Source organism: Streptomyces sp. NPDC006733 (assembly GCF_040636125.1).
Lineage (GTDB): Bacteria > Actinomycetota > Actinomycetes > Streptomycetales > Streptomycetaceae > Actinacidiphila.
The window spans coordinates 1-22,685 of the sequence record NZ_JBEYJD010000071.1; the positions used below are offsets into that span (position 1 = coordinate 1).

Genomic DNA, 22,685 nt, shown 5'->3' on the forward strand with positions numbered 1-22,685 from the left:
GCGCCCCCCCCCGGGCCCCCCCACCGCCCCCCCCGGCGGCCCCCCACGGGGCTGGGCAGGCACCACGGGCACGGGCATGGTCGCGGCACGGACACGCGTATGCCGCGAGGCCGCCGGCCGGGACCCCGCGCGGGCGGGCTCAGACGTCGCCGCGCCAGGAGCCGGACTCGCGGCCGCGGTCCTCGATGTACTCCTTGAAGCGCTTGAGATCGCCGGTGATGCGGTGCTTGACGATGCCGAGCTTGTCGCCCACGTTCTCGGCGAAGCCCTCCGGCTCGTAGTCGAGCTGCAGCATCACCTTGCACTTGGTGTCGTCCAGGCGGTGGAAGGTCACCACACCGGCCTGCTTGACCTCTCCGGCCAGCGTGGTCCACGCGACCCGCTCGTCCGGGATCTGCTCCGTGATCTCGGCGTCGAACTCGCGCTCCACGCCACCGACCTTGGTGACCCAGTGCGTCATCGTGTCCGTGCGCTGCTCGATGCGCTCGACCCCTTCCATGAAGTGGGGGAACGATGCGAACTGCGTCCACTGGTTGTAAGCGGTGCTCACGGGGACGTCGACCTCGACGGACTCTTCAACCTTCGACACGAAAGCTGCCTTCCTGTTCACGTTCACCGAGGGCCGGGCACGAGTGCCGGCCCTAGCGGGGAGCCGTTCTCCTCATGCGGTCGCCTGCCCAGACGCAAACGATCTATGACACCCAAACAGCCGCAAAGGCACCGGCCGGCCCGATCCGGCCGCCCCGGAGTGTGCCCGGTCACGGCCGGCCGGCGCCGGGCGCGGGGGCGGTCGACACGCGACGCTCCAGCGGCCCGATCACCGCCGTGCGAGGGGGGTGGCGGGGCAGGATCACCGTCATGAACCAATCCACCAGCGACGCGGACCGGCCGGACGAGCGGCATGTACGGCCGGACGGGGTCAGTGATGCCACGGTCGAAGCGCTGGGCACCCTGTCGGAGGCCTGGGAGACGGTCGAGCAGGCCCGCGGTCACCTGTACGCCTTCCACCAGCTGACCGGGGGCGCGGACCTGACCTTGGGCAAGGCGGTGCAGCAGTTGCGGGCGGCGGGCCACGGCGAGCAGGCGGACCTGGTGGAGCGGGAGATCGTGGGCCGCAACGTCATCCCCGGTTGCTGGACGTTCCAGGTCGTCGAGGCATACAACGCCACCTACTACGCGCCGTTCGCCGACGTGGAACGGCAGGTGCGCGAGGAACTCGCGGACGGCCGGACCCATCTGTACGAGGCCGAGATGAAAGAAGCACGCCGCACCCACGGCCACCCGGACCACACCGCCCACCCGTGACCGGCCCCGCGCGCGTGACCGCCCCCGCGGGCCCGTGAAGGACCCTGGCCGCTGGTGAGTGACCCGGCCCGCTCGTGAAGGTCGCCGCCGGCCTGCGACCGGCCCGGCGGACCGGCGGCAGAGCCCCGCCTGATCGCGCCGCGTGGGAAACGGCAGTTGCGGTTCCGGGGCCGCGGCAGCGGGTATCACCAGCTCATCACCCGGCACAGCGGCAAGTGCCTGGACGTCGCGGACGAATCGACCGGCAATGGTGCCCATCCCCCCGGGGTGGGCCCGCCCTTCGGCGCGCGCGAACCAGTTGTCCCAACGGCGCATCTCCCGACCGAGTTCCGCGCGCCATGTGACGCATCGCCGTAGCGGCCCGGACCTCCTCACCCGTCACCGGATCCAGCATGCACCTGGAGGACACGTGTACCGCTCCCGCCTGCCCGCGCGGCGACGAACCTCCCTTCTCGCCACTGCCGTCCTGCTCCTGGCCGCCGGCGGCCTGAGCATGTCCGACGTGCCCACCGTCGCCGCCGCGCCCAGTGCCTGTCCGTGGGTGCACTCCGCCGACCCGATCCCGCAGCGCGTCAGCCGGCTGCTGGCCGCGATGACCACCGCGCAGAAGACCCAACTCGCCACGGGGGCCGGGGGATCCGGCTACGTCGGGTTCACGCCGTCGATCGGCGCCCTGTGCATCCCGGCGATGAACCTCCATGACGGGCCGGCCGGCGTCGGCAACGGGGCGACGAACGTAACGCAACTGCCGGCCCCGGTCAGCCTCGCGTCCACCTGGGACCTGGCCGCCGAGCAGCGGTACGGTGCGCTCCTCGGCGCCGAGCAGGCAGCCAAGGGCAGCACCGTGGACCTGGGTCCGACCGTCAACATCGTGCGCGACCCCCGCTGGGGCCGCGCGTTCGAGTCCATGGGCGAGGACCCGTACCTCAACGGCCAGTTGGCCGCCGCCACCATCCGCGGCGTGCAGTCCACCGGTGTCATGGCGCAGGTCAAGCACTTCGCCTCGTACAACCAGGAGACCAACCGCGTCACGATCAACGCGGAGGTCAGCACGAAGGCGCTGCAGGAGATCTACCTGCCCGCGTTCCAGGACGCGGTGCGGCAGGGCGCGGCGGCGTCGGTGATGTGCTCGTACAACAAGGTGCGGGCCGTGCACGCCTGCGAGAACCCCTACCTCCTGACCACCGCCCTGCGCGGGCAGTTCGGCTTCCAGGGGTTCGTCACCTCGGACTGGGGCGCCGTCCACTCCACCGCGCCGTCCGCCAACGCGGGGCTCGACCAGGACATGTCCGGGAGGGACGGCTACTACGGCAAGGCGCTGCAGGACGCGGTCGCCGCCGGTCAGGTCAGCCAGAGCACCCTCAACGCGATGACCACCCGGATCCTCACCCAGATGTTCGCCTTCGGCCTGTTCGACAAGGAGCCCACCGGCTCGCCGGCCCAGCCCGCGACGAGCGCGGCCCACAAGGCCTCGGCCGCCCAGCTGGCCGCCGAGGGGACCGTGCTGCTGAAGAACAGCGGCCACGTGCTGCCGCTCCCCTCGTCCACCGCGTCGATCGCCGTGATCGGCACCGCCTCCGACAACGCCCGGACCAGCGGCGGCGGCAGCGCACACGTCCAGTCCAGCGGGACGATCACCCCCTTGCAGGGCATCCGGGCGCGCGCGGGCAACGCCACCGTCACCTACCACGACGGCACCGACACCAAGGCGGCCGCGGCCGCGGCCAAGGCGGCCGGCGTCGCGGTGGTGTTCGTCAGCAGCGACGCGGGGGAATTCGCGGACCTCGGCGGCATCGACCTGCCCGGCGCGCAGAACGGCCTCGTGTCCGCGGTCGCGGCCGCCAATCCCAACACCGTCGTCGTGCTCAACACCGGTTCCGCGGTCACCATGCCGTGGGCCGGCTCCGTCCGGGGCATCGTCGAGGTGTGGTACCCGGGCCAGGGCTACGGCACCGCCATCGCCTCCCTGCTCTTCGGCGACACCAACCCCTCCGGCCACCTGCCGGTGACCTTCCCGACGTCCCTGGCGCAGATGCCCGCGCACACCGCCGCGCAGTGGCCCGGCACCAGCGGCACCGTCCAGTACAGCGAGGGCGTCAACGTCGGGTACCGCCACTACGATGCCAACCACCTGACGCCGCAGTTCCCGTTCGGCCACGGCCTGTCGTACACCACCTTCTCCTTCGGCAACCTGCGCATCGGCACGCTGCCCAAGGGAGGCGCGCTCACGGTGACCGCGACCGTCACCAACATCGGGGGACGTGCCGGCGCGGACGTCGCCCAGCTGTACGTGACCCAGCCCGCCGCCTCCGGCGCACCCGCCAAACAGCTCCAGGGCTTCGCCCGGGTCGATCTGCCGCCCGGCGCGGGCAGGACCGTCACCTTCCCCCTGACCGAGCGCAGCCTGGCCTCCTACAACGAGTCCACGAACAGCTGGGTGGCCACCCCCGGCGCCTACACCGTCGCGGTCGGCGACTCGGCCGCCAACCTGCCGCTGACCGGCACGCTGAACGTCACCGCCGCACAGCTCGGCCGACCGCTGACCGTGACCGACCCCGGCGCGCAGGAGGGACTGGCCGGCCGCGCGGTCTCGGTGCGGACCACCGCGCACGACAGCACCGGCGGACAGATCCCGGTCTTCACCGCGACCGGGCTGCCCGCCGGCACCTCGATCACCTCCGCGGGCCACATCACCGGCACCCCCTCGCGCCCCGGCACCTACACCGTCGACGTCACCGCCCGCGACGCGGCCGGGGCCCAGGACACGGCCACGTTCCTGTGGACCGTGGTACCCGCCAACTCCCCGGTGGCCACCCCGCTGATCGGCGTCCGCGGCAAGTGCCTCGACGTGGCCGGGGCGAACAACACCGACCGCACCAAGGTCGACACCTACGACTGCAACGGCACCAACGCCCAGATGTGGGCCCCGTCCACCACCGGCACCATCCGCGCCCTGGGCAAGTGCCTCGACGTGACCTCCGCCGGCACCGCCAACGGCACCCGCGTCCAGCTCTACACCTGCAACGGCACCGCCGCCCAGATCTGGCAACGCCAACCCGACAACTCCCTGCGCAACCCGCTGTCCACCCGCTGCCTGGACGCCCCGACCGAATCCGCGGCCAACGGCACCCAGCTCCAGATCTGGACCTGCTGGGGCGGCGCCAACCAGAAATGGACCACACCGTGACCCCCGGACGGCGCCCGGCGCACTGGCGGTCGCTGCCTGCTGCGGATCTGTCCGCTGTGGGGCCCGGTTCAGCTCGCGGGGGTGAAGCCGGGGACCGGGTACCGTCACGCCGGGCGCCGCGCCATCAGCTCATCCGGACTGCGCGACGACCTGCTCGCCCTCTCCCGCCGGCTCCTCGAAGCCTGCAAGGTAGCGGTCCAGCAGGCCCTCCTCCACGGTGACCGCGTTGGCGCCCTCCTGGCGGTTGCGGACCGCGAGGCGGCACTCCAGCGTGGCGCGGTCCGCCTTCAGGTGCACCAGTTCCCAGCGGCAGCCGTGGTGCTCCACGAGTTCCTTGTACTCGTCGCGAGCGGCACGGCTCCAGAAGCTGTAGTCCACCACCACGTCCCGCCCGGCACGCATCAACGCGACCAGTTCCTGCCGCTGTTCGCGCCGCACCTCGTCCTTGAGCGCGTCGTACCGCTCCTCCCCCAGCACCCGGCCGGCGTCCCGCCCCCCGATCCGCTGCCAGACCACCTCGTCGATCGAGAGCCGGACGTAACCGCGGCCCACCAGTGCCATCGCGTACGTGGTCTTGCCGGCTCCCGGAGGACCGCACATCAGGACCACCGTGCTCACGGGCTGCGTCATCGGGCCAGGCTAGTGGCCGGCGACATCCGGGGTTCCGGCCGCCCGCAGTCTGTCGGCCAGCGTGTGGCAGCGGTTCTTCAGGTCGGGTGGGTCGAGGACTTCGAAGGCGTGGCCGAGCAGGAGTACGTGCAGGAGTACGGCGTCGAGGTTGGCCGCTCCACTGAGTACCTCGCACTGCTCGTCGCCCCGCGGGCGGACGACGGCGGCCGATGCCGGGATCTGCGCGCGGACCGTGGCGGTCGGCGCGTGGACGAGGAAGCGGGCCTGGTGGGAGTAGACCCGGCTGGCGACGCCCTCCTGGACGTAGGCCGCCGCGTCGGGGGCGGTGCGGGGGTTGAAGCGCCAGGTGCGCGCGGATACGCCGGTCATCCGGTCGACGCGGAAGCTGCGCCAGTCGTCGCGGTCGAGGTCGTAGGCGAAGAGGTACCAGCGCCGGTCGGAGGCGACCAGGCGGTAGGGCTCGACGCGGCGCCGTCGCAGCGCGGTGCCGGACGGGTAGTCGAAGCCGGCCTCGACCGCGTCGCGGCAGGTTCTGGCCAGCGTCATGAGCACCTCGGGGTCGACGGGCGTGCGGCCCCCGTCGAAGGACTCCACCGCGCCGGAGAGCGCGCGCACCTCGTGCCGCAGCCGGAGGGGCAGCACCTGGTCGAGCTTGGTCAGCGCCCGCAGGGCGGCGTCGCCCGCGCCGGTGACCGCGCCGCCCGCGCCCACCAGGAGCGAGACCGCGGTGGCGATCGCCTCCTGGTCGTCGAGGAGCAGCGGCGGGAGCTCCTGTCCGGGGCCGAGCCGGTAGCCGCCGCCGACGCCCTGGCCGGCGTGCACCGGGTAGCCCAGGGTGCGCAGGCGCCCGACGTCGCGCCGGACCGTGCGCGGGGTGACTCCGAGCCGCTCGGCCAGTTCGGGGCCCGTCCAGACCTGCCGCTGCTGCAGCAGCCCCAGCAGGGCGAGCACCCGCTCCGTCGTGCCCCGCTCTTCACCGCTCGCCGCGTCCATGCCACCACCCTGCCAGAAATAGCGGACCGATCCTGTCCGCCTTCGGTGTCAGGGTGGCTCCATGGAAACCAACGCAGTCGCAACCTCACTCGACCTGAACGGCACGCTGCGCGAGCAGTGGGAGGTGCACTGGAACCATCAACTGCGCGCCCGGCTCGCCGGGCTCACCGACGACGAGTACTTCTGGTCGCCGGTGCCGGACGCCTGGAGTGTGCGGCCACGTGGCCGCTCGACGGCGCCGATGCAGGCCGGGGCCGGGGATTTCACCATCGACTTCGCCTTCCCGCAGCCGGACCCGGCGGCCTTCACCACGATCGCCTGGCGGCTGGGTCACGTCATCGTCGGCCTGCTCGCCACGCGCAACGCGGCACATTTCGGCGCGCCGGCGGCGTCGTACGAGAGCTGGGAGTATGCCGGCAGTGCCCGCACCGCGCTGGAGCAGCTCGAGACCCAACTCGACGTCTGGCTGGCCGGGGTGCGCAGCCTCGGCGACGCCGGGCTGCGCACCCCGGCGGGGCCGAAGGAGCCCTTCCCCGAGGCGTCCATGGCGGATCTGGTGCTGCACATCCAGCGTGAACTGATCCACCATCTGTCGGAGGTCTGCCTGCTGCGCGACCTCTATCTGCACACCCACCCCGCTACCGATGGAGCAACCCGATGAGCCGTCACCTGCAGGTCACCTTCGACGCCCACGACCCGCGGGCGCTGTCGTCCTTCTGGCGCGAGGTGCTGGGCTACGTCCACCCCGGCCCGCCCGGCGTCGACCTGCCCGAGGGCGCCGACCCGCTGGCCGCGTGGGACGACTTCCTCGCGCGGATCGGCGTACCGGAGGAGCAGCGCAACTCGCGATCGGCCATCGAGGACCCGGACGGGGACGGCCCGCGGGTGTTCTTCCAGCAGGTGCCGGAGGACAAGATCGCCAAGAACCGGGTCCACCTCGACATCCGTGCGGCCCCCGGCCTGCAGGGCGCGGAGCGGATGGCGGCGCTGGAGGCCGAGTGCAAGCGGCTGGTCGCCCTCGGGGCGACGCGGGTGCGCCGGGACGAGCCCGCTCCTCCGCTGGGCGCCGGCTTGATCGTGATGGCGGACCCGGAGGGCAACGAGTTCTGTCTGGACTGAGGCGGCCCGGCCGCCGGCGCGGGCCGGCTGCGGCCGTCCGCGCGGCGGCACGCCGCCTGCGGCGCGCTCCGGCCTACGGCGTGCCCCCGGCCCGTGGTGTGCCGCCGGCTTCGGCGGCGCACCAGGCCTGCTGCTTGAGTTCCATCCGGGCCGCCGGCCCGTCGCGCAGCGTCGTCCAGTGCGGATGGGCGGCGATGCGCACCGACAGCCGCTGCAGCCGCTGGCGCAGCGCGGCGATCTGCGTGCCGCGGGCTTCGGCCAGCAGCCGGTAGGTGGCGTACCAGTCGCGCTGGGCCTGGAGGAGATCGAGCGGGAATTCGCGTCTCATGCGCAGCAGTCTCGCACGTGTTCGAATGTTTGTGCGAATCACATCGCCCGGTCCGCGAGCGCCCGCGCGGCGGCGGGCGCCGACGGCGGCTGCTCTTTTGTGATGCGGTGGGACATCCCGGGTACCAGAGGTAAATGGGACGGACCAGCGAGGAACGAGAGCAGGGCGTGGACGCGGAGCGTGAGGCGGGAGGGCGGGCGATGCTGGCCGGCCTGCTGAACGCCAGCCATCTGATGCCCCTCGAAGCGCTGCCCGACCGGATCGACGACCACTCCCGGGCCGCGGGCTTCACCGACGTGCTCGTCTACGTCGCGGATCTGAACCGGCAGGGGCTGCACCTGCTGGTCGGTGCCGACGGCGTCCCGCCCGGCGCCGCGACGGACATCCCCATCGAGGACACGCTGCCCGGGCGGGCCTACCAGTACGGGCGCCTGACGGCCGCCGCCGCACCGGAGGACCGCGGCCACTGGTGGGTACCCCTGGTCGACGGCACCGAGCGCCTGGGCATGCTGCGCGTGCGCTCCGCCCACGACGACGCCCGGGCCCGCGAGGACGTCGACCGCCTCGCCGCCCTGCTGGCGATGATGATCAGCTCGAAACGCCACTCCAGCGACACGCTGGCGAGACTGACGCGGACCGCGCCGCTGACGCTCGGAGCCGAGATGGCGTGGAACCTGATGCCGCCGCGCACCTACGCGGACGGCCGCGTCGTGATCGCCGCGTCGCTGGAACCGGCCTACCAGGTCGCCGGCGACGTCTTCGAGTACGCCGTCGACGGCCCGCTGGTGCATCTGACCCTCTGCGACGCGATGGGCCACGACACCGCCGCCGGTCTGTGCGCGGCCCTGGCCCTGGGCGCCTGCCGCAATTCCCGGCGGCAGGGCGCCGACCTGGTCGCCAAGGGCGAAGCGGTGGAGGCCGCCCTGATGGCGCAGTACAACCACCGGCGCTATGTCACCGGGATCCTCGCCACCCTCGACACCCGCACCGGCGAGCTGAGCTGGGTCAACCGCGGCCACCACCCGCCGATCATCATCCGCGGCAAGCAGTGGAGCAACCACCTCAAGTGCCCTCCGGGCCACCCCATGGGCACCAACCTCGGGTTGCCCAGCAACGTCTGCACCGAGCAGCTGCTGCCGGGCGACCGGATCGTGCTCTACACCGACGGCATCACCGAAGCACGACGCCCCGACAACAGCGTCTTCGGCCTCGAGCGCTTCACCGACTTCCTCATCCACCACCAGGCCGAGGGCCTGCCCGTCCCCGAGACCCTGCGCCGCCTCATCCGAGCCGTCCTGGACTACCACGACGGGCACCTCCAGGACGACGCCACCATCCTGATGTGCGAATGGCTCGGCCCCGCCCTGGACGACACCCAGCCGGCCGCCGTCCTGGCGGGACTGCCGTCCCGCGACCCCGCACCCGACCCCGTCCCCGCCACCACCGAGCCCGGAAGCGATCCGTCATGAGCAGCGCGCTGCGCGTCGACCCTGCCGGCACCCGCGGGCAGACCACCGCCTTCACCCTCGCCGGCGACCTGGACCTGCACACCGCCCCCGTCCTGTACCCCACGGTGGGAGACGCCCTCAGCAACCACAGCACCGTGATCCTCGACCTGGCCGGAGTCACCTTCTGCGACTCCTCCGGCCTCAACGCCCTCATCCGGCTGCACCGCCGCGCCCGGGAAGCCGGCAGCCGGCTGGTCCTGGTCGCCCCGCCCCAGCAGATGCTGCGCCTGCTGTCGATCACGGGCGCTTCCCGCATCTTCACCCTGCACGACACCCTGGCCGAAGCCTGGGCCGACACACCCGACGCCGGCACGCCGCCGGCACCGTGAGCCGGAGTCCGGCAGTGCGGGGCCGCGCCGCCCGCGGCCGCCGCGTGCGGGAGTGCGGCTGCGGCACCATCTGGCATCCATTGGAATGACAAGCGGGCGGGTCGCCGCGAAATGGGCCGTGAGCGGGGGTGATGGTGGAGGCGAAAGCCCAATTCGCACAGGGAGAGATATGAACACTCGTCGCATTGCTGTCACCTTGGCCGGCGTCGCCGCCGCCACCTTCATGGCCGTCGGCCCGGCCGCCGCGCACGGCCACGACAACGACGGCGCGGACACCGCCAGCGGCAGCTTCTCGTACGCGAACCGTGGCGGACCGTACGGCATCACGCACGGGCACGCCGCGGTCGCGCAGTCGACGGGCCACTTCGGTGACGGCGACAACGGCAGGTACTCCGAGGAGGCGAGTGGCGCGGCGGCCTCGTACTACAACCGCGGGGGCCCGTACGGCATCACCAAGGTGAGCGGCGGGTTCATGATGGTGGGCGGCTACTCGCACGACAGCGACCACTGAACGACCCCTCCCCCGCCGTGGTGCTGATCGGCGACGAAGCGTCCGACCGGCGCTCGCCCTCGTGCCCCGCGAAAGGGTCGGGCGGGCGGTCCACCGACCGCTGTCCCGACCCGCTCGGGTGATCGCGCGGCCCCCTCTTCGCGGAGGGGGCCGTGTGCGTCGCCCGCAGGTCGCGGACGCTGCGGCTCGCGACCATCAGCACCGTCGCGGTGAGCAGCGTCGCGGCGGCGGCCAGCAGCGTGGCCCGGGGGCCGGCCGCTTGGGCCAGCGGGCCGACGGCGATCTGGGCGAGCGGGATGGCGGCATAGCTGCCGAGCGCGTCGTAGGAGTACACGCGCGCCAGCCGCGCGGGGTGGATGTGCTGCTGCAGGGACGTCTCCCAGGTGACGGTGAACTGTTCGAGGACCACCCCCGCGCTGAACGCGGTGCCGCACAGGATCGGCGTTGTCGGATGCAGCGCCAGCGCCAGCGGGAACAGCGCGGTGGCGGCCACCCCGCCCACCCCGAGCAGGAGTTGCCGTCGGATGCGCAGGACCAGGCTCACCAGGGCGCCGAAGAGCATGCCGGCCGTCTGGCAGGCGAGCACCAGTCCCCAGGCGCGGCGCCCGATGGTGTGGTCGGCGATCACCGGGCCGAGGATCTGGCTGCCGGCGACGAAGGCCGCGTTGACGAAGCAGAAGCCGGCGACCACGACCCAGACCCAGGTGCGGGCGGTGAACTCGCGCCATCCCTGGCGCAGCTCGGTCAGGACGGCGGGCTCGGCGCCGCCGGTGCCGGCCGGCGCGCTCTGCCGGATCCGGGAGAAGCAGCACCCGGCCAGTGCGAACGTCGTCGCGTCGACCGCGAGCCCGAAGCCCGGGCTGGTGACAGCGACCAGCAGACCGCCGGCCGACGCACCGGCCATCATGGCCGTGTTGGAGCCGAGCCGGATCAGGACGACGGCCGACCGGATGCGCTGCGGAGGAACCGTTTGCGGGGTGAGGGCCGAGGCCGCCGGGAACGCGAAGGCGCTGGCGGTCCCGTTGGCGGCGGACAGGACGAGCAGCAGCGGCAGGGACTCGGTGCGGGTCATGGCAAGGGCCGCGACCGCCAGTTGCGTCAGCGCGCTGCAGTAGCTGGAGACGACGAGGATCGTCCGGCGGGGCATCCGATCGGCCAGCACCCCGCCGAACAGGATGAACACGACGTTCGTCAGCGACCGGACACCGACGACCAGGCCCAGGAGCGCCACCGATCCGGTCAGGTCCAGCACGGCGAAGGCCAGCGCGATCGGTGCCACCGCGTTGCCCAGCATGATCGTGGTCCTGCCGAGGAACAGCAGCCGGAACGGCCGGTGGTGCAGCAGGGAACAGCTTTCCGTCATGTTTCCCTCACGGTCGGCGGGGCGATCCGGGCTAGCCGTCCATCGCGTCGACGAGGCTCCTCGGCCGCATGTCGATCCAGTGCGCCTTGATGTACTCCACGCACACCTGGCGGGGGGCGCGGTCCAGGACGACCGCCCAGCCGCCCGGCACGCCGACCGACTGCGGCCACAGCGAGTACTGGCCTTCGTCGTTGACGAGCACCAGGTAGGTGGCGTCAGCGTTCTCGAACGGGTTGTCCATGGTTCTCCTCTTCCTCTGCGATGTTCTCTGCGATGTCCCCCGCAAGGTCGGCAGGACGATGGTCGCCGGACCCCTGGAGGGCGTCCGCGATGATCTTTCCGACGCAGCTCACGGCGTCCGGGCTCATCAGGTCGTGGTGGCCGTAGGGCACGCGGTGCGCGTGGATGCGGCCACCGATGTACGGGCGCCAGCCGGCCTCCCGTACCCGGCAGTCGTGCTCCGGGGCGTCGGCGACGACCAGGGTGAGGTTCCCGCCGAAGCGCCGGGGGGCGTACCCGGCACCCAGGCGGATGTTGTTCTCCAGCACCCGCGCCAGGGCCGCCGCGGTCTCGTCGCCGATGTCCGGCGTGCGCTCGGGGCCCGTCCGGGCAAGGTCGCCCGAGGTCGCCGCCACGAAGGCCGCGACCATGGAAAGGATCTCGTCCCGCTCGGGCAGGTCCTGGCCGCCGAAGCGTGCGGTGCCTCCCAGGCATTCGGCCGGGTACGCGTCGAGCACGGTCAGCGAGGCGACCTCCTGCCCGCGGTCGTGGAGCGCGGTGGCCAGGGCGTGGGCCACGAGGCCGCCGAAGGACCATCCGAGCAGGTGGTAGGGGCCGGTCGGCTGCACACCGCGTATCTGCTCGAGGTAGTCGGCGGTCATGTCGCTGAGGGACTGCGCCCGGCCGTCGCGGGGGGTGATGCCGCGCGCCTGCAGGGCGTAGACGGGGCGGTCGGCGTCCAGGTGCGGCAGCAGTCCGTAGTAGCCCCAGCCCAGCCCCGCGCCGGGATGGACGCAGAACAGCGGCGGCAGGGACCCGGTCGTCCTGAGCGGGATCAGCACGTCGTAGGTGCGCTCCGCGCGGCGCTCGTGCAGGCGGGCCGCCAGTCCGGCGACGGTGGGGGTCTCGAAGACCGCCGTGATCGGCAGCTCCACGCCCAGCTCCGCCCGCACCCGGCTGACCAGCCGGGTCACCAGCAGGGAATGCCCGCCCAGCTCGAAGAACCCGTCATCGATACCCACGTCGGGCACGCCCAGGACGTCCGCGACCAGGGCGCACAGCACCTCCTCGCGCCGGGTTCGCGGGGAGCGTCCCGCGGTGGCCGCGGCCGGGCCGGGGACCGGCAGCGCCCGCCGGTCCAGCTTCCCGTTCGCCGTCAGCGGCACCGCGTCCAGAACCATCACCGCCGCCGGCACCATGTACTCCGGCAACCGTCCCCGCAGGTAGTGGCGCAACGTCTCGGGGACGGCGTCCTCCTGGCCGGAGGGGACGGCGTAGGCGACCAGCCGGACGTCGCCCGGCCGGTCCTCGCGCGCCACCACCACCGCCTGGCCGACCGCCGGATGACCGGTCAACGTGTGCTCGATCTCCCCCAGTTCGATCCGGAACCCCCGGACCTTGACCTGGTTGTCGGCCCGCCCCGCGAACTCCAGGCTGCCGTCGGCGCGCCGTCGCGCCAGGTCGCCGGACCGGTACATCCGCGAGCCCGTGGGGCCGAAGGGGTCGGCCACGAACCGCTCCGCCGTCAGGTCCGGCCGTCCCAGGTAGCCGCGCGCCAGACCCGGACCCGCGATGTACAACTCCCCCACCACGCCCCGCGGCACCGGCCGCAGCCCGGGGTCCAGGACGTGGACGGCCAGGTCGGGAAGGGACGTCCCGATGGGGCTGCCCTCGCCGGAACGGACCATCCGCTCGTCCAGTTGCAGGAAGGTCGCGTGCACCGTCGTCTCGGTGATCCCGTACATGTTCACCAAGGTCGCCGACGGGCCGGCCGTCGACTCGTACCAGGCCGCCAGTTTGCGCAGGTCCACCGCCTCGCCGCCGAAGATGATCCATCGCAGGGCGAGGTCCTCGGCGACGCCTTCGAGGTCGTCCGCGGCCAGCAGCTGGTAGAAGGCCGAGGGGGTCTGGCACAGGACGGTGACGCGTTCGCGGACCAGCAGGCGCAGCAGGTCCCCGGGGGAGCGCGTGATGTCGTGCGGGACCACGACGAGCCGTCCGCCCGTCAGCAGGGCTCCCCAGATCTCCCAGACGGAGAAGTCGAAGGCGTAGGAGTGGAACAGGGCCCACGCCTCACTGCGACCGAAGTGGAACCACGGCTCCGTCTCGGACAGCAGGCGGTGCACGTTGTTGTGCTGGATCATGACGCCCTTGGGGGTGCCGGTGGATCCGGAGGTGTAGATGACATAGGCGGGGTTCAGCGGTGACAGCGGGCGCACCCGTTCCGCATCATCCAGGTCCGCATCCGGCAGGCTCGCACAGGCCGCGATCACGTCGGGGTCGTCCATCACCAGCACCGGCCGGTCACCGGCCCCCACCTGCTCCCGGACACCCTCCGTACACAGCACCAGCACCGGAGCGGCATCCCGCAGCATGAACGCGATGCGCTCGGCCGGGTAGCCCGGATCAACCGGCAGGTAGGCCGCACCCGCCTTCAGCACCGCCAGCACCCCCACCACCATCTCCACCGACCGCGGCACCGCCAACGCCACCACCTGCTCAGGACCCACCCCCCGCCCCACCAGCAACCGCGCCAACCGATTCGCCCGCGCGTTCAACTGCCCATACGACAACCGCACCCCGCCGAACACCAACGCCACCGCATCCGGCCCCCGGGCCACCTGCCCCTCGAACAGCTCGGGGAGGGATGCGGGCGGCAGCGTCCGGCCCGTGTCGTCGTACTCGTCCAGGACCGCGCGGTGTTCCTCGGCGGTCAGGATGTCGACCTGTCCGATCGGTCGGTCCGGGTCGGCGGCCACCGCCTCCAGCAGTCGCGCCCAGCGGTCGGCCAGGACCTCCACGGTGGCGTGGTCGTACAGGTCGGAGCTGTATTCCACGCTCCCGGTCACGCCGGCCGGCCGGCCGTCGGGGCCGAACTCCTCGCTGAGACCGAACCACAGGTCGAACTTGGCGGTGCCGGTGTCGACGGGCACCGCGCACGTCCGCAGTCCTTCCAGTGCGAAGTCGCCCGCGCGAACGTTCTGCAGCACCAGCATCACCTGGAAGAGCGGGTGCCGGGCCAGGGACCGGTTGGGGTTGAGGGTTTCGACGAGGTGCTCGAACGGGAGGTCCTGGTGGGCCCAGGCGGCCAGGTCCACCTCCCGCACCCGCCCCAGCAGGTCCCGGAAGGTGGGGTCGCCGGAGGTGTCGGTGCGCAGGACCAGCATGTTGACGAAGAACCCGACCAACTCGTCCAGAGCCTCGTCGGTGCGTCCCGCGATGGCGCTGCCCAGCGGGATGTCGGTACCCGCGCCCAGTCGGGTCAGCAGCGCGGCGAGGGCGGCCTGCAGGACCATGAACAGGCTCGTCCCGCTCTCCCGCGCCAGCGCCAGGAGCTGCTGGTGCAGCAGCGCCGGCAGGGCGACGTCCACCGTCCCGCCGCGGTGGCCGGCCGTCGCGGGCCGGGGCCGGTCGGTGGGCAGGGTCAGCTCCTCGGGCAGTCCTTCCAGCGCCTTCGTCCAGTACGCCGTCTGCCGGGCGAGCACGCTGCCGGGGTCGTCCTTGGCGCCGAGCAACTCGTCCTGCCACAGCGTGTAGTGCGCGTACTGCACCGGCAGCGGCGTCCAGCCGGGCGCCGCGCCCCGGCGCCGCGCCGCGTACGCGGTGCCCAGGTCCCGCGCCAGCGGCGCCATCGACCATCCGTCGCAGACGATGTGGTGCAGCGACAGCAGCAGCACGTGATCGTCGGGACCCACGGCGAACAGCGCGGCGCGCAGCGGAAGTTCCGTCGCCAGATCGAACCCCGCACGGGCCGCCTCCACCAGCGCCGCGGGCAGCCGCTCCGCGTCCACGGCGCGGACCGGCAGGTCGAGGGTGTCGTGCTCGGCGAACTCCACGACGTGCTGCCGCGGCTCGCCGGACACCTCGGGGAAAACGGTGCGCAGGGCGTCGTGGCGGGCGATCACGTCGTGCAGCGCCGCCCGCAGCGCCGCCCGGTCCAGCCGTCCCGACAGCCGGACGGCCACGGGGTGGTTGTAGGCCGGGCGCTGGGCCTCCATCCGGTTGAGGAACCACAGTCGCCGCTGGGCGAACGACAGCGGGAGCACCTCCGGCAGGGGCATCCTGCGCACGGCCGGACGGACGGCACGGTCCCCGTCGAGTTGCCCGGCCAGGCCGGCGACGGTGGGGGTCTCGAAGACCGCCGTGATCGGCAGCTCCACGCCCAGCTCCGCCCGCACCCGGCTGATCAGTCGCGTCGCCAGCAGGGAGTGCCCGCCCAGTTCGAAGAACCCGTCGTCGATCCCGACCTGGGAGACCCCCAGCACCTCCGCGAACAGCTCGCACAAGGCCGCCTCCCGCGGTGAGCGCGCCGGGCGTGCCGCCGGGTCCGCCAGGTGGCTGGGGGCCGGCAGTGCCTGCCGGTCCAGCTTTCCGTTCGCGGTCAGTGGCACCGTGTCCAGCACCACCAGCGCCGCCGGCACCATGTACTCCGGCAGCCGCTCGCGCAGGTAGCGCCGTAAGGAGGCGATCAGGACGCCGGGCTCCCGGGCCGCGGCGGGCTCGGTCGCGTACGCGTGCGGCGCGGCCCCGGGGCGGGGCGCCGCCCGGTAGGTGCCCGAGGGGGCCCGCGCGGCCAGGCGCTCCGCCGGGACGAGCACGACGTCGAGGTGCTCCTCGGACGTCGGGCAGCAGGTGACGGCCACCCAGAAGCCCAGCCGCTCCCCCAGCTCGTGGAACACGTCCGGCTCGACCCCGCCGGGGGTGGCCAGCGCACGCAGCACCGCGGGCATCGGCTCGCCCGCCGCCAGCGCCCGTGCCGCCGCCGCTTCGCCGACCAGCCGTGCGTTCAGCACGCCGGTCACCCGCAGCGCCGGCGGGCGCTGAAGCGTCAGCAGGGCCGCCAGATCCTCCACGTCCGCCACGTCCACGCCCCAGACCACCTGGCGGGCGCCGGCGAGCTCCAGCACGTCGGCGGGGTGCTTGCGCAGCACCACGTCATAGCGGTGGCGGGTCAGCTCGTTGTGGGACGCGCCGCGCTTGACGCGGACATCCACCGCGCAGACTTCGGGGATGACCTGCGGCAGGGCCGCGAAGAACTCCGGATCGAGCAGCAGCTCGTTGTCCGTGTGCACGCTGTGGTCGATGGCGTGGCGCACGGTGAACAGGTCGGTGGCGGCATCGGCGTGGCCGAGGTGCACCGCGGTGCGGAAGCACCGCAGCAGCCGGCTGTCGCGCACATCGCCCACGAAGAGGGATCCGCCGGGGGCGAGCAGGCCGACGGCCTTGCGCAGGACGTCGAGGAGATAGGGCGTGCTCGGAAAGTACTGGGCCACCGAGTTGATGACCACGGTGTCGAACGAGCTGGCCGGCAGGCCGTCCACACAGTCCGCGGGCTGGTTGCGCAGCGTGACCCGGTCTGCCAGGACGGGGTCGGCGGCCGTCCGGCGGCGCAGCGCCTCGATCGCCGTCCGGGACAGGTCGGTGCCCCAGTAGGCGTCACATCTGGGCGCGATCCTGGCCAGCAGCAGGCCGCTGCCCGCGCCGATCTCCAGGACGCGGCGCGGGCGCAGGGCGAGGATCCGCTCCACGGTCTCCCGGCGCCACTCCCGCATCTCCCGCAGGGGGATCGGCCGCCCGGTGTAACTGCTGCCCCACCCCGAGAAGTCCTCCCCGAACACGGACCCCGGCGCCTCCGCATAGAGCGCGTCGTAGAACTCCTGCCACTCCCCGACCAGTCGCGTTCTCCCGTCGTCCGGTGAGGTTTCCGCACCGGCGGCGGGCACGACGTAGGCGACCAGGCGGACGTCGCCGGGCCGGTCCTCGCGGGCCACGACCACCGCCTGCCCGACCCCGGGGTGTTCCGTCAGGGCGGTCTCGATCTCCCCCGGTTCGATCCGGTACCCCCGGACCTTGACCTGATCGTCGACCCGCCCCTCGAACTCCAGACTGCCGTCGGCCCGCCATCGCGCCAGGTCGCCGGACCGGTACATCCGCGAGCCCGGCGGCCCGAACGGGTCGGCCACGAACCGCTCCGCCGTCAGCTCCGCCCGGCCCAGGTAGCCGCGTGCCAGTCCCGCCCCGGCGATGTACAACTCCCCCACCGCGCCCGCCGGCACCGGGCGCAGGTCGGCGTCGAGCACGTACACGGCGGCGTTGCGCATGGGCCGGCCGATCGGCACCGCCGCGGACGCGTCGAGCGGGTCGCCCGGCGCGATGCGGTGGCTGACGCACCCCACCGTGGCCTCGGTGGGCCCGTACTCGTTGACCACGGTGACCTCGGGATTCCTCCGTCGCCACGCGTCGAGCACGTCGGCCCGCAGGTTCTCCCCGCCCACCACCAGCTCTCCGCGCGGGGACGCGTCGGGGTGCAGCAGGGCCAGATGGCTCGGGGTGACCTTCAACAGACCCAGCGCCGTGCCCGCTCCGCCGCCGCTCACGAGGGAGTCCAGGTCGGCGAGCAGGACCGTGCCGCCCGTGACGAGGGGCGCGAACAGCGCGGTCACCGTCAGGTCGAAGGTGATCGGCGAATGCAGGACCGCGCCGAGCCGCACCCCGGGGTAGTCCGTGCGGCAGTTCTCCAGGTACTGCACGACGTTGTCGTGCTGGATCATGACGCCCTTGGGGGTGCCGGTGGATCCGGAGGTGTAGATGACGTACGCGGGGTTGAGCGGTGACAGCGGGCGCACCCGTTCCGCATCATCCAGGTCCGCATCCGGCAGGCTCGCACAGGCCGCGATCACGTCGGGGTCGTCCATCACCACCACCGGCCGGTCACCGGCCCCCACCTGCTCCCGGACACCCTCCGTACACAGAGCCAGCACCGGAGCGGCATCCCGCAGCATGAACGCGATGCGCTCGGCGGGATAGCCCGGATCAACCGGCAGGTAGGCCGCACCCGCCTTCAGCACCGCCAGCACCCCCACCACCATCTCCACCGACCGCGGCACCGCCAACGCCACCACCTGCTCAGGACCAACCCCCCGCCCCACCAGCAACCGCGCCAACCGATTCGCCCGCGCGTTCAACTGCGCGTACGACAACCGCACCCCGCCGAACACCAACGCCACCGCATCCGGCCCCCGGGCCACCTGCCCCTCGAACCACTCCGGCAGCAGGGCCGGCCCCGCCGCCCCGGGCACGTCATGGCTTTCCATCAGATCCTCCAGACAACAACGCATCGGTCACTCCGAAAGGGCATGTGCGGTCGTTCACACCTCGCGGTAGGCGACGGCCCTCGCGCACCGGGCCAGTTCGCGCCGCCAGACCTCGTTCACGTCCGCCGCGGTGAGGGCGGCCAGCGCCTGCTCCACGAGGTCGTCGATGCGGGTCTCCACCGCGGCCCTGGCCGAAGTCGCCGCCAGCCGCGCCCGCAGTTCCGCGGTGTTCCCGTGCTGAGCCGGCGCGCGCAGCCGCTCGTCCTGCCGCATGGCCACCGCGAGCAGCAGGGTCATCTTTCCGTTCGCGGTGTCCTGCCCCGACGGCTTCCCGCTCGCCGAGCGGTCCCCGAAGGCGTCGATGAGGTCGTCCCGGAGCTGGAAGGCCTCCCCCAGGGCCGTTCCGTACGCCCAGAACGGCTCCACGAGGTCCTTGCGGCCGGCCAGGGCCGCACCCAGCAGGAGCGGGCGCAGGATCGTGTAGCGGCCGGACTTCAGTGCCGCGATGTCGCGGACGAGGTCGGGGTCGGGGTCGAGCTCGGCCGCGGCGGCGAGGTCGAGCATCTGCCCGACCACCAGTTCCGTGCGCAGTTCGAACCATTCGTCCTTCGCCCAGTCCGGCAGGTCCGCCATGAAGTGGTCCGCGTACACCCAGGCCAGGTCGCCGGCCAGGATCGCCACGGACTCCCCGTAGCGCCCGGCGTCGCCCTGCCAGCCGCGGGCGCGGTGGAGGCGGCGGTAGCGGGCGTGGACGGTCGCCCGGGCCCGCCGCTCGTCCGCCTCGTCCATGACGTCGTCGTGGATGAGCGCCGAGGCGTGCAGCAGTTCCAGGGCGGCCGCCGCCTGGACGGGCAGCTCGGCGGGCTCCCCTCCGGCGGCCAGGTAGCCGGTGAGGCACAGCCTCGGCCGCAACCGCTTGCCGCCGGCGTCGATGAGGTCCGCCACCGCCCGGACCGGGACGGCGGCCCGGCCGTCCAGCGCGTCCCAGTACGTCGTCTGCTCGACGAGGAACGACCGCAGGCGGTCCTCCACCCGCCGCAGCAGCACCTCCAGGCCGGCGGGGCGCTCCGCGGTGTCCGTCCGGAGCGGGGGCGACAACCGGGTCATCGGCTGCCGCCCCCGTCCGCTGCGGCACGCTGGGCACGGGGATGACCCGGCTGCCCGGCCGTGCGCTCCCATGCGGTCATGCACGGGTCCTTGGGGCGCAGTGTCGATCGCGCGACGGATTTCGGGGCGCCCGCGGTCCGCGGGCGGAAGCTCCACCGGGTGACCAGGGTGGCCAGACTGATCATCATCTCCACATGGGCGAAGGATTCGCCGATGCACTTGCGGACCCCGGACCCGAACGGCAGGTACGCGTCCCGCGGGATGTCACCGGACCGCTCCGGCAGCCAGCGATCGGGGTCGAACCGGTCCGGGTCGGGGAACGACACCGGGTCCCGGTGGAGCGCGAACGGGCTGAAGAACACATCCGCGCCGGCCGGGATGCGGTGCTGCCCCAACTGCACGTCGTCGACCGCCCGACGGGTCAGGATCCATCCCACCGGATACATGCGCAGGGTCTCCTGGACGAGCCGGGTCAGGTAGGGCAGCCGTCCGAGGTCCGCGTAGGTGGCCGGGCGGCCGCCCAGGACGTCGTCGATCTCGGCGTGCACCCGCTGCTCGATGTCGGGATGCGAGCCCAGGACGATCAGGGCCCAGTGCAGGACGGTGGCCGACGTCTCGGTTCCCGCCACCATCATCGAGCGGATCTCGTCGTGGATCTGCCGGTCGTCCATGGCCTCACCGGTCTCCGGATCCCGGGCCAGCAGCAGCCGCGACAGCAGGTCGCCCCGGTCGGTGCCGGTCGCGCGGTACTCCTGGATGAGCCCGCCGACCAGCGCGTACAGCCGTTGCAGCGCCGCCTCCTCGCGCAGGTTCACCGGGAGCGGCAACGTGTGGACGAACCCGATCGGCAGGAAGGCCCGGCGCGCCACCCCGGCCACCAGCGCCGGCAGCGAGCGGCGGATCTCCGCCGCGGCGCCGGCCGTCAGCCCGCGAAACAGCGTTCCCGCCAGGATGTCCATGGTCATGTCGTGCAGGTCCCGGGACAGATCCACCCGGGTGCGGTCCTGCCAGGAGTCCCGCAGGCGGACGGCGGCGGACGAGACGGCCTCCGCGTACCCGGCCACCTGGGCGTGGTGGAACGCCGGCTGCGTCAGCCGCCGCTGGCGCAGATGCAGTGCGCCGTTCGACGCGGCGAGCCCGTTCCCGAGCAGTTTGCCGGACTGTTTGAACAGCGGGCCGCCCTTCTCGAAATGCCGCTGCTTGCCGACCAGTACCTCCCGCACCAGGGAGGGCGAGTTCACCATGTAGGCGGGAGCGCGTCCCAGCCGGAAGACCACCACGTCGCCGGGATCCCGCAGGGCCTGCACGAAATGAAGCGGACGCCACAACAGGTGCAGGGCGTGTCCGATCACCGGAAGGCCTCCGGGCATCAGGACATCCGGGCCAGGTGCTGAGCTCGACATGAGCCGAAATCCTTCCGCCGCTAGAGGTTGATGTAGTGGGGCCGCTGCTGGGAGGAGAAACTGGAGGCCGCTTGCCAGCGTGAGGAATAGCGGGCGGTCGACCGGCTCCAGTCGTACGTGGTCCGCAGCTGGTACATCATCGTCATGACGTACTGCTCGGCGAGTTCACGGTTGTCCGCGTCGAGTCCCAGCGGATTGCCGGTTCCCAGAAGGTGCGAGGCGACGTGCAGGAACCGCTGCGAACGCCGGTGCACCCACTCACGGAGTGTCTCGATCGCCTCCGACCGGCGCAGCCCCTGCGTCCTTTCCAGGACGAGGACCAGGTTGTGGGTGTCGCCGCGTGCTTCCTCGTGCTCGACCGAATGCACGTCGTTGCAGCAGGCGAGGATCTCGATCTGCAACCGGCACAGCTCCTCGACCGGTTCGCTGGCCAGCACCCGGTCGGGCACCTCGTAGCCGCCGGCACGCTCGGCGGCGTCGAGATACAGGTACATCGCCATGGTCTCCCGGCGCAGCGCGAAGTACTCCGGCAGTGTGGGAGCCGACCGGCTGCGCCGGACCTCCGCCTCGACGAGGAACGAGTGCAGAAAGCGGCGCCAGTTGCGCCGGGCGCGGGCGCGCCACAGCTCCCCCATGGGGTGCGCCATCCGCTCCCAGAGGTCCGCCGTCGCAGTGACCAGCGGGGTGAACGGCACCAGGGGATCCAGCGGAACGGGATTCCGGCCGATGACCCCGGACAGGGCCTCGACCACCGATTCGGCCACTCCCGGGTCGTCCCCGGCCATTCCGTCGAAGAAGTCGTCGCATACGGCGGTCCAGGTGATCACATCGGTCATCACGTCGAGATCGTCTCCGCGGGCATACGGGCTGAACCCGGTGGCCACGTCGGCCAGCCGCATGCTCAGGAAATAGTCGATCGCCGGCTCGGTCCCCGATATGAGGCCGTGCCGGCAGGCCCAGTTCACTCCGCGCACCCGGCTTCGCTCCAGTTGGGGTTGCCGCGCCCCGGGAGCCGGAAAAGGCATATGGAAATCCACGTCAACGGGCATGCGAAACTCTCCCCCTGAATGCGCTCGTCAGAATCGGCCTGCCCTGTGGCGTCGACGTGTCCGGGCAGAATTGACCGACGCTAGGTCTCTATCGGTCCGCCAGCCAGTGTCGGATGCGCCCACCCACCCGTCGAGCACGGTTCCATTCAGCGGACCGAACCCCACCCGCCCCGCCTGCTCCGCGGCACCGACCACGCGGGGCGGGACGTCCCGCTCTTGCCGTCAGCGCCGGTTGCGCGAGAATCTACGATCATCAACCGCGAGTGAACGGGATCAGCGACGTGACCGAACCTGTGAAGGGCCCTGCCAGCTACTTCCCCTCGATCGAGAAGAAGTACGGCCGACCCGTCGCCGAGTGGAAGGAGCTGATCCGCTCCTCGCCGCTGACGAAGCACATGGAGCTCGTCGCCTGGCTCAAGGCCGAGCACGGCCTGGGGCACGGGCACGCCAACGCCCTCGTCGCCCACACCCTCGCCGAGGACAGTGCGCAGTGAGCGGGGCATAGGTCGGGCGGCCGGCCGCCGGCTGCGCCGATATTCG

Annotated in this window: 18 protein-coding genes; 8 read left to right on the top strand and 10 right to left on the bottom strand. The window is 72.4% G+C overall.

What is annotated here, in order from left to right; genetic code table 11:
• Positions 1-139: 139 nt before the first annotated feature.
• Positions 140-589 (bottom strand): SRPBCC family protein, encoded by a 450-nt coding sequence (locus ABZ721_RS37640; RefSeq protein WP_358793319.1) that lies wholly within the window; start codon positions 587-589, stop codon positions 140-142.
• 269 nt (positions 590-858) lie between these two features.
• Here ABZ721_RS37640 and ABZ721_RS37645 point away from each other — a divergent pair, with 269 nt between their 5' ends.
• Both ABZ721_RS37645 and ABZ721_RS37650 read left to right on the top strand, forming a co-directional pair.
• A complete protein-coding gene (locus tag ABZ721_RS37645) occupies positions 859-1,305 on the top strand; it encodes a hypothetical protein (RefSeq protein ID WP_358793320.1) in 447 nt (148 codons plus the stop codon).
• Positions 1,306-1,714: 409 nt separating this feature from the next.
• Positions 1,715-4,492, top strand: coding sequence for a glycoside hydrolase family 3 C-terminal domain-containing protein (locus ABZ721_RS37650; RefSeq protein WP_358793321.1), 2,778 nt, complete (start codon positions 1,715-1,717; stop codon positions 4,490-4,492).
• 129 nt (positions 4,493-4,621) lie between these two features.
• Here the strand turns inward: ABZ721_RS37650 and ABZ721_RS37655 are convergent, their stop codons facing one another.
• Positions 4,622-5,122, bottom strand: a complete 501-nt coding sequence (locus ABZ721_RS37655) for an ATP-binding protein (RefSeq protein WP_358793322.1) — start codon at positions 5,120-5,122, stop codon at positions 4,622-4,624.
• A gap of 9 nt (positions 5,123-5,131) precedes the next feature.
• Positions 5,132-6,115 carry a WYL domain-containing protein gene (locus ABZ721_RS37660; protein ID WP_358793323.1) on the bottom strand — a complete coding sequence of 328 codons (984 nt, stop codon included), beginning with the start codon at positions 6,113-6,115 and terminating at the stop codon, positions 5,132-5,134.
• 61 nt (positions 6,116-6,176) lie between these two features.
• Here ABZ721_RS37660 and ABZ721_RS37665 point away from each other — a divergent pair, with 61 nt between their 5' ends.
• Positions 6,177-6,776: a DinB family protein gene (locus ABZ721_RS37665; protein ID WP_358793324.1), complete on the top strand. Its 600-nt coding sequence runs from the start codon at positions 6,177-6,179 to the stop codon at positions 6,774-6,776.
• Positions 6,773-7,234 carry a VOC family protein gene (locus ABZ721_RS37670; RefSeq protein ID WP_358793325.1) on the top strand — a complete coding sequence of 154 codons (462 nt, stop codon included), beginning with the start codon at positions 6,773-6,775 and terminating at the stop codon, positions 7,232-7,234. The genes ABZ721_RS37665 and ABZ721_RS37670 overlap by 4 nt, the downstream gene beginning before the upstream one ends.
• A 73-nt stretch (positions 7,235-7,307) precedes the next feature.
• Here ABZ721_RS37670 and ABZ721_RS37675 read toward each other — a convergent pair whose 3' ends face one another.
• A complete protein-coding gene (locus ABZ721_RS37675) occupies positions 7,308-7,562 on the bottom strand; it encodes a hypothetical protein (protein ID WP_358793326.1) in 255 nt (84 codons plus the stop codon).
• 134 nt (positions 7,563-7,696) lie between these two features.
• Here ABZ721_RS37675 and ABZ721_RS37680 point away from each other — a divergent pair, with 134 nt between their 5' ends.
• The 3 genes from ABZ721_RS37680 (at position 7,697) to ABZ721_RS37690 (ending at position 9,910) form a co-directional block, all read left to right on the top strand.
• Positions 7,697-9,031: a PP2C family protein-serine/threonine phosphatase gene (locus ABZ721_RS37680; protein WP_358793327.1), complete on the top strand. Its 1,335-nt coding sequence runs from the start codon at positions 7,697-7,699 to the stop codon at positions 9,029-9,031.
• Positions 9,028-9,399, top strand: coding sequence for an STAS domain-containing protein (locus ABZ721_RS37685; RefSeq protein ID WP_358793328.1), 372 nt, complete (start codon positions 9,028-9,030; stop codon positions 9,397-9,399). Before ABZ721_RS37680 ends, ABZ721_RS37685 begins: the two co-directional genes overlap by 4 nt.
• 169 nt (positions 9,400-9,568) lie before the next feature.
• Positions 9,569-9,910 carry a hypothetical protein gene (locus ABZ721_RS37690; RefSeq protein ID WP_358793329.1) on the top strand — a complete coding sequence of 114 codons (342 nt, stop codon included), beginning with the start codon at positions 9,569-9,571 and terminating at the stop codon, positions 9,908-9,910.
• Here ABZ721_RS37690 and ABZ721_RS37695 read toward each other — a convergent pair.
• The 6 genes from ABZ721_RS37695 to ABZ721_RS37720 are packed head-to-tail and all read right to left on the bottom strand — an operon-like array spanning position 9,870 to position 22,070.
• Positions 9,870-11,273, bottom strand: coding sequence for an MFS transporter (locus tag ABZ721_RS37695; RefSeq protein WP_358793330.1), 1,404 nt, complete (start codon positions 11,271-11,273; stop codon positions 9,870-9,872). The two genes, ABZ721_RS37690 and ABZ721_RS37695, sit on opposite strands and share 41 nt — an antisense overlap.
• Positions 11,274-11,304: 31 nt before the next feature.
• Positions 11,305-11,514, bottom strand: coding sequence for an MbtH family protein (locus ABZ721_RS37700; protein WP_358793331.1), 210 nt, complete (start codon positions 11,512-11,514; stop codon positions 11,305-11,307).
• Positions 11,489-18,586: an amino acid adenylation domain-containing protein gene (locus ABZ721_RS37705; protein ID WP_358793332.1), complete on the bottom strand. Its 7,098-nt coding sequence runs from the start codon at positions 18,584-18,586 to the stop codon at positions 11,489-11,491. Before ABZ721_RS37705 ends, ABZ721_RS37700 begins: the two co-directional genes overlap by 26 nt.
• 54 nt (positions 18,587-18,640) lie before the next feature.
• Positions 18,641-19,693, bottom strand: coding sequence for a polyprenyl synthetase family protein (locus tag ABZ721_RS37710; protein WP_358793333.1), 1,053 nt, complete (start codon positions 19,691-19,693; stop codon positions 18,641-18,643).
• Positions 19,690-21,096, bottom strand: coding sequence for a cytochrome P450 (locus ABZ721_RS37715; RefSeq protein ID WP_358793334.1), 1,407 nt, complete (start codon positions 21,094-21,096; stop codon positions 19,690-19,692). Before ABZ721_RS37715 ends, ABZ721_RS37710 begins: the two co-directional genes overlap by 4 nt.
• 20 nt (positions 21,097-21,116) lie before the next feature.
• Positions 21,117-22,070: a terpene synthase family protein gene (locus ABZ721_RS37720; protein WP_358793335.1), complete on the bottom strand. Its 954-nt coding sequence runs from the start codon at positions 22,068-22,070 to the stop codon at positions 21,117-21,119.
• A 356-nt stretch (positions 22,071-22,426) separates the two neighbouring features.
• Here ABZ721_RS37720 and ABZ721_RS37725 point away from each other — a divergent pair, with 356 nt between their 5' ends.
• Entirely contained in the window at positions 22,427-22,639 is a 213-nt protein-coding gene (locus ABZ721_RS37725; RefSeq protein ID WP_358793336.1) for a DUF4287 domain-containing protein, read from the top strand.
• Positions 22,640-22,685: the final 46 nt, after the last annotated feature.